General features: G+C 68.6%; 5 protein-coding genes. 1 reads left to right on the forward strand and 4 read right to left on the reverse strand.

The annotated features are described in order from the left end of the window. Window positions 1-65 precede the first annotated feature (65 nt). Both QN347_RS09215 and QN347_RS09220 read right to left on the reverse strand, forming a co-directional pair. Window positions 66-1,217, reverse strand: a complete 1,152-nt coding sequence (locus QN347_RS09215) for a DUF1501 domain-containing protein (protein ID WP_322160474.1) — start codon at window positions 1,215-1,217, stop codon at window positions 66-68. A 3-nt stretch (window positions 1,218-1,220) separates the two neighbouring features. Then, window positions 1,221-2,771: a DUF1800 domain-containing protein gene (locus QN347_RS09220; RefSeq protein ID WP_322160475.1), complete on the reverse strand. Its 1,551-nt coding sequence runs from the start codon at window positions 2,769-2,771 to the stop codon at window positions 1,221-1,223. A gap of 211 nt (window positions 2,772-2,982) precedes the next feature. Between QN347_RS09220 and QN347_RS09225 the strand changes: the two genes are divergently transcribed. Next, window positions 2,983-3,276: a hypothetical protein gene (locus QN347_RS09225; protein WP_189675475.1), complete on the forward strand. Its 294-nt coding sequence runs from the start codon at window positions 2,983-2,985 to the stop codon at window positions 3,274-3,276. A 78-nt stretch (window positions 3,277-3,354) separates the two neighbouring features. On the opposite strand, the gene QN347_RS09230 is transcribed toward QN347_RS09225, so the two are convergent. After that, complete coding sequence (locus tag QN347_RS09230) at window positions 3,355-4,527, reverse strand: deoxyguanosinetriphosphate triphosphohydrolase (protein ID WP_322160476.1); 1,173 nt, start codon at window positions 4,525-4,527, stop codon at window positions 3,355-3,357. Window positions 4,528-4,555: 28 nt separating this feature from the next. Beyond that, the gene (locus QN347_RS09235) at window positions 4,556-6,967 is read right to left on the reverse strand and encodes an SPOR domain-containing protein (protein WP_322160477.1); all 2,412 of its coding nucleotides are present in this window, start codon (window positions 6,965-6,967) and stop codon (window positions 4,556-4,558) included. Window positions 6,968-7,138: the final 171 nt, after the last annotated feature.

Consider the following 7,138-nt stretch of genomic DNA (forward strand, 5'->3'; position numbering starts at 1 on the left):
GGAAGACGCCCGTCATGCCGGGCTTGAGCCGGCATCCATGAATCAAGTCCGGGGTGACGGCTGCGTCACACCAACCCGTCGACCGCCTTCGTCCCCTTGCTCAGCGGGAACAGCGCCGCCATCGCGCGCGCTGGCTCGACGCCGAAATGCCCCGCAACCGCGCCCGCGATGAACGCGTCGAGCTGCAGCGTCGGCTTCAGATCGCGCCCCTCGAACAAAGCCGCTGCTTGCAGCCCCGGCCAGTCCGCCAGCACCCGTCCGCCGCGCACCGCCCCGCCGAGCAGCATCGCCGAGCTGCCCGTGCCGTGATCGGTCCCGCCGGTGCCATTGACCGCGACCGTCCGCCCGAACTCTGTCGCGACGAGCACCATCGTGTCGCTCCACAACGGCCCCAGCCCCGCCTGCAGCGCGCCGATCATCCCGTCCAGCCCCTTCAACTGCGCGCCGAGCCGCTGGCGCTGCTGCGTATGCGTGTCCCACCCGCCGGTCTCGATCATCGCGATCCGCGCGCCATTGGCGGGCGCGAGTAGCCGCGCGGCAAGCGCCCCCGTCGCCACCGCATTGGCGCCGCCGCCCGCCGCGAGGTCGCTGGTGAGCTCGCGCGTGCTCATCGCCTCGCTCCACAGCCCGTGGAGCTGCGCGTCGCCCTGATAGAGCATCGCCACGCGCTGCATCAGATCGTCCGACGCCTGCGGCAGGTTGGAGGGGGCATAGGACGACACGTCATGCTTGCCGCGCAGCGCGAGCGGCACCGTCGCCGACACCGCGATCGCCTTCGCTTCGGTCGGCGGCAGCACGCCGAGCAGCCGGTTGAGCCAGCCATCCTTGACTTGATACGCGCTCAGCCCGCCGCTCTCGAGCACGTTCTGCCCGTCGAAATGCGAGCGGTCGCGGTAGGGCGAGGCGACGGCATGCGCGAACAGCGCTTGCTTGCGGCCATAGAGCCCCTGCAGCGCCGTCATCGTGGGATGCAACGCGAACATCCCGTCGAGCTTGGGCGCGCTCGCGAAATCGGCGGCGAGATCGCCACGCGCGCCGACGAACGCCGGATCGCCGACCGGCGCGACGATGCCCATCCCGTCGGCTGCGCCGCGCTGGATGATGAAGATGAAGCGCTTGTCGGTCTCGGCCTTGGCGAATGCCATGCGCGGAGCAAGCGCGAGCGCGAGCGCCCCCGCACCGAGGAACGCGCGACGATCAAGAATAGGGGAATACATGGCCTATCTCCGCATGAATTCAGGAGCGACGAGCAGCAGCGCGAGCGCTTGCGCCGGACTCTCGCAATTGGCGAGCGCCGTGCTCGTCGCCGGGGTTACCGCACCTGGCAGGATCTTGGGGCCAAGCGCCCGCGCGTCGACGCTTGCCGCGCGCGAGGCGAAGCGTTCGGCGGCCTCGACACGGCGCAGCACCGCATCGGGCCCGGCCCAGCTGCCGGCGATATCGTCATAGCCGATCGGCTGCCCCGGCTTCCACGTCGGCTGGCCGAGCTGGTTGAGCAAGCCCACCATCGCCTGTGGATCGGCGGTCTTCACGTTCAGCGCGCGCATCGAGGAGATCGTCCATTCCCACGGCGTCTTGAACTTAAGCGGTTGCTCGACCCACGCCTCGGGCGAAGCGATCAGCGCGCGATACACCGTTGGCAGATCGCCGCCCGATTTGACGAATGCCGCCTGTAACCGCGCGACCATCGCCGGCGGCGGTGTGTCGCCCGCGAAATGCCGCGCGAGCTTGGTCGCGATGTGGCTCGCGGTGGCGGGCGAAACCGCCACGTCGGCGAGCACCGCGCTCGCCTGCTCGACTCCGCCTGCGGGATAGGTCTTGCCCATCACCATGCGGTCGCCTGGTTCGTGCAACGGTGCGGCAAAGACGAAATCGCCCGGCAAGCCATCGGTCCCGGCGGCGCGAGCGCCCGGCCCCTGCCCGATCCCGGCGACGGTCCAACCCGTCATCGCGCGCGCGAATTCGGTGACGTCGGCCTGGCTATAGCCCGTCCGCACGCCGAGCGTATGCAGCTCGAGGATCTCGCGCGCGAGATTCTCGTTGAGCCCGACCTTGCGCCCACCATTCCCGGCCGCGCGTGCGGCGATCCGTTGCCCGAGCGGCGAATTCGGACCGACCGACACCGCCTGATCGAGATAGAGCAGCATCGCGGGATGCTGTTCCACCGCCATCAGCATGTCGTGGAAACTGCCGAGTACATGCGGCCGGATCGCCTCGAATTCGAGCGTTCCCGCCAGCCCGACCACCTGGAGCTTATCGGCCGAGACCGCAAAATGGTTCGCCCAGAAATGGACAAGTCGCTCGACGAACGGCGTGTCGGTGATCAGTGCCTGCGTCACCCGCGCGCCGACCGCGCCGGCATAATCCCCGCGCCCGGTGCGCGCGGCGAACTGACGCGCCTGCTTCATCGCATCGTCGGGCATCGGCTTTGCGGCCGGCGACGACGGCGCCATCCCCGGCGGCTGGACCGACTGCGCCCCCATCTGCAGTCCCGCGGGTGCCGATCCCGGCATCGGCGCGACTGCGGCAGGAGGACCAGGCGGCACGCCCGGTTTGCCACCCTGCTGCGCGCGCAGCGCGCGCTGCTGGCGGAAATAGTCGGCGAGATCGGCCGATACCGCCGCGCTCGTCGGCGCCGAGGCGATCGCATCGGGACGCGGATCATAATGCGCGAACTGCCCGTTGAGCCACGCAACCGGGTCGGTCGGAATCGGCTGATCGCCGCGTGCGCCCAAACCGAACCGATTGAGTGCGATACTTGCCTTCGTCATCACCGCGTCCTTCTTTACGCCGTGCGGAGGTATCACCGCAATCTGTCGCAGAATTATGCCCGCTACGGTCAGACGCTTTCGTTTCGTGCAACTGGTCGCGCATTCTTTGCGCTTGGGCTCATGCTGCACCGCAAAATGTTAGTCCCATCATCACAATCATCTTCTGTGGAGAGGATGCGCGATCGGCTTTCGAAATTCGGAAGGAACGATCATGATCAAGACCATTTTCGCCGCTACGGCCCTGCTTGCTGCCACGGTTTCGCCTGCGCTTGCCACGGATTCCGCCAGCCACACCTTCACGCGCGACGGCGAGACCTACACCTACAAGACGATCGACAAGGGCGACCACGTCCTGATCAGCGGCCGCCGCCAGTCGGGCAGCGCGTTCGAGCTCAACGTCCGCGGCGACCAGGTGACTGGCGTTTCGGGCGGGACTCCCGTCTCGTTCGTCGTCCCCAACGCGCAGGCCAAGCTGACCTCGTCGACCGAGCTGGCATTCCGCTAAGCCGTTCGGGCCGGGCGTGTTGCTCCGACTGCCGATGGCAAGCGGAGCGACACGCTCAAGCCGTATGGAGTGCGGGGTTCAGAAACCTTCGGGCAAATCGATTGGGCCGACCACCTCGCGGTAACGCGACACTGCGTAATGATCGGTCATCCCGGCGATGAAATCGGCGATGTGGCGGCTGCGCCGCGGCTCATCAGCCGGGATCCGCGCCGCCCAATCCGCCGGCATCAACCGCGCATCTGCGCGATAGGCGGCAAACAACCCTGTTATGATCCCTTCCGCCGCGCGCGCCGCCTCGAGCTGGCGCGGGTGGTGGTAGAGATTCGCGTACATGAAGCGCTTGAGGATCCGCTCGTCCTCGCGCATTTCGGGCGAGAAGCCGACCAGGCAGCGCCCCGCCCCGCGCACGTCGGCGCTATCACCAATCCCGACCAGCCGCGACCGAGTCTCGGCGATCAGATCGTTGACCATCGCGCCGATCTGCGAGCGGATCAGCTCGCCGACCAGCCGCGCGGGTACGACGTCGGAAAAGCGCGCGCGTACGGCATCCCAGCCGCGCGCGATCAGCGGCACTTCGAGCAATTGGTCGAGCGTCAGCAAGCCAGCGCGCAGGCCATCGTCGATATCGTGATTGTCATAGGCGATGTCGTCGGCAATCGCCGCGACTTGCGCCTCGAGGCTCGACCAATTGCCCAGATCGAGTGGAAACGCCGCATCGCAATCCGCCAACGCCCAGCGCGGCTTCTTTACCGGGCCGTTATGCTTGGCGAGCCCCTCGAGCGTTTCCCATGTCAGGTTGAGCCCGTTCCAGCGCGGATACGGGCTGTCGATCGTCATCAGCGCGCGCAGCGTGTTGCCGTTATGGTCGAATCCGCCCTGCTCGGCCAGCGCCGCCTGGAGCGCATCCTCGCCGGCGTGGCCGAACGGCGGATGGCCGATGTCGTGCGCGAGCGACAGTGCCTCGGTCAGATCCTCGTTGAGCCCGAGCGTGCGCGCAATCGTGCGCGCGATCTGCGCGACTTCCAGGCTGTGCGTCAGCCGGACGCGGAAATGGTCGCCGTCGGGCGCCATGAACACCTGCGTCTTGTGGCGCAGCCGGCGAAAGCTGATCGAATGGATGATCCGGTCGCGGTCGCGCTGGAAGGCATCGCGGGGCCCGCGCGCGCCACCGGGCGTGCTCCCCTTTTGTTCTTCATGGAGGCGACCGCGGCTGCGCTCCGGGTGAGAGGCCCAGGGCGCAAGCAGCGTCATACCGGTCGGTAGTCCATCAATCGAAGGGTCATTTGGCGCCGAGCTTGGAGATCTTCTGGCCAGCGTCGCTGACGAAGACGAAGCCCGATACGCCGTCCTTGGCGATCTTGTTGACGAACGCCTGCGCTTCGTCGTCGGTCTTGAACGGGCCGGTCAGGATACGGTTGGTCGCGCGCAGCGGCGTCGTCCAGCCGCTGCGGCCGGCGAGTTGCTTGTTGCCGCTGCGCAGCTTCGACCATTGCTTGGGCAGATCGTTCTCGTTCGCGCCGCCCGCGACCTGGACCCAGATCCGCGACGGCTCGAGCAGCTTGGGATCGTTCTTGCGCTTTTCCTCGGCCGCCTTCTTGGCATCCGCCAGTTTCTTGTCAGCGACGGCTTTCTTCGCGTCGGCGATCTTCTTGTCGGCAGCGGCCTTCTTGGTCTCGGCGAGCTTCTTGTCGGCAGCCGCCTTCTTCGCTTCGGCGAGCGCCAGCTGATCGGCGGCTTTCTTGTCGGCGAGCTTCTTCTCGGCTGTCAGCTTCTTCTGCGCCGCTACTTCATCGGCGCGGGTCGTATCCACGGGGGGGACCACAGCGCGCGCACGCTCGATTGGCGCCGGGGTCGGGCTCGGCGCGGTTTCGACCGGCGACTCGTTGGCGGGCACCTTTATGTCGGAGATGATCGCCGCGAGGATCGAATCCTCGCTGCGGACGGGTGTCGGGGCCGCTGGCGTAGGCGCGACCGGGGTTGGCGCGACGGGAACCGGTGCAGGCGTTGCTGCAACGATCGTCGCGCTTTCCGCCGCCGCTGCGAGCGTGCCGCCGGGCGGCGCCGTGGCGGTTTGAGTCGGAACAGTCGCCGGCGACGGAACAGCCGCGCCCGCCGTGCTGGTGCTTGGTGCTGCGACGAGCCCGCCCGGCGTCGCGCCGAGGCGCGTCGTCGACGCCGCTGTGCCACGATCGCCGCCAGACAGCGGCGTGTTCGACGCGGCGAGCACAACCGGCGCGGCCGTTGCCGAGGCAAACGCTGTCGGCGCGGGCGCTCTCACCACCGGAGCGCTGACTTGCGGCACCGCGACGGGCAGCGGCGCAGCGACGGTCGCTGCCGGCGCCGCGATCGTGGCCTGGGTCGGCGCTGCGGCCATCTCAACCGGACGCGACGGCACGGTCACGCTCGGCGTCGTGGGAAGGGCGCGAAGCTGCGCCATCGCTGCTGTGTTCGCGGCTTGCGCGGCCGTCACCGGCGCGCGTTGGACGTAGCGCGGCGCGGGCAAAGCTTGCGCGTAGGGCGAGGCCGGCAGCGGCTGGACATACGGCGTGGCGGGCGCGCGCTGCGGTTGCGCGTAGGGCGATTGCACCGCCGGCGTACCTGGCAGGCGCTGGACAAAGGTCGCCGTCGGCGCGCCCGTCATCGGCGTATTGGCGGCAAGCGCGGTGCGCGGCGCGATCGCTCCGTACGACGGGGGTGCGGGCAGCGGCGGCGGTGGTGGTGGCGCCACGCTCGCGACGACCTCGACGCGTCCACGATTGCGGCGCGCTTCCTTGGCGCGGCGGCGTTCCTCGCGCGCGTCGACCACGACGGGTGCCTTGACCACCGCCGCGACCTGAACCGGCGCGGTCGGATCGGGGCCGAGCGCCGCGAGCGGGGGCACGAGCCGCGCGTCGTTGACGCGGTCGAGGCTCGGCCGCACTTCGCCGAAATGCACCGCGAACGCGCGGTCGGCGGGGCGCAAACTCGACAGGATCTCGAAGAACGGCTGCAACCCTTGCGCCATCCCGCTAGGCATCATGCTCGTCGCGATCTTCTCGGCGCCGGCCTTGTCGCCCGCCATCGCCAGGATGAAGGCGCGCGCGCGCCACGCGCCACGATCGCTCTTGCGCAACAGCTGGTCGATCTGCGTCAGCGCGAGCTCGCGCTTGCCCGAAATGCCGAGCGACAGCGCATAGCGTCGCTGCGTCTCGTCATTCGCGCCAGCGCGCAGGGCCACGCGGTAGTCGCGCTGCGCGCGCTCCTGCTCGCCGATCAGGTCATAGGCCAGACCGCGGTCGGCGGCGAAACTGCGCGGATCGGCGCCCAACCGCTCGGCCTCGGCGAAATGGCGCAGCGCGTCGCCGGGCCGCTCGGCTGAGACGAGCAAGCTGCCCTCGCCCGCCTTGACCCGCGCATTACGGGGATCGATCCGCTCGGCGCGCGCGAAGAAGGCGGCAGCTGCGGTATCATCGTCGAGCCTCAGCGCGAGTTCGCCCGCCCGGATCAGCGCCTGCAAATCCTGCGGATTGGCCGCGAGCAGCCGGATCTGGCTCGCGAGCAGATCGGCATCCGAGAGCGGCTGCACGCTATAAGGCGACGGCACGCTGGCATAAGGCGAGCTGCCATAGGGCGAGGGATAGCTCGACTGCGCATTCGCCGCAGACGCGAGCGTCAGCGCAGATACGGAGGCAATAAGACGAACGGCGCGCATGGTCAGTCCTAGAGCGGTTTATCGCGCAGGCGGCAAGCGACCGCCCGGCCGCGCTGCGACCAATCGACACCCAGTGACGGCGAGCGCCCGATCGGGAGCGCTCGCCGTGATCCGCCGCGGATCGTTACTGGTTGTTCTGCCGATGCAGGAAGCTGTCTCTTATACACATCT

Origin of the sequence: Sphingomonas sp. 10B4 (assembly GCF_035019905.1) — a bacterium.
Classification (GTDB): Bacteria; Pseudomonadota; Alphaproteobacteria; order Sphingomonadales; family Sphingomonadaceae; genus Sphingomonas; species Sphingomonas glacialis.

Coding starts and splice junctions, on each gene's coding strand:
- QN347_RS09215 (WP_322160474.1), bottom strand. CDS start 1,217: ATGTATTCCCCTATTCTTGATCGTCGCGCGTTCCTCGGTGCGGGGGCG.
- QN347_RS09220 (WP_322160475.1), bottom strand. CDS start 2,771: ATGACGAAGGCAAGTATCGCACTCAATCGGTTCGGTTTGGGCGCACGC.
- QN347_RS09225 (WP_189675475.1), top strand. CDS start 2,983: ATGATCAAGACCATTTTCGCCGCTACGGCCCTGCTTGCTGCCACGGTT.
- QN347_RS09230 (WP_322160476.1), bottom strand. CDS start 4,527: ATGACGCTGCTTGCGCCCTGGGCCTCTCACCCGGAGCGCAGCCGCGGT.
- QN347_RS09235 (WP_322160477.1), bottom strand. CDS start 6,967: ATGCGCGCCGTTCGTCTTATTGCCTCCGTATCTGCGCTGACGCTCGCG.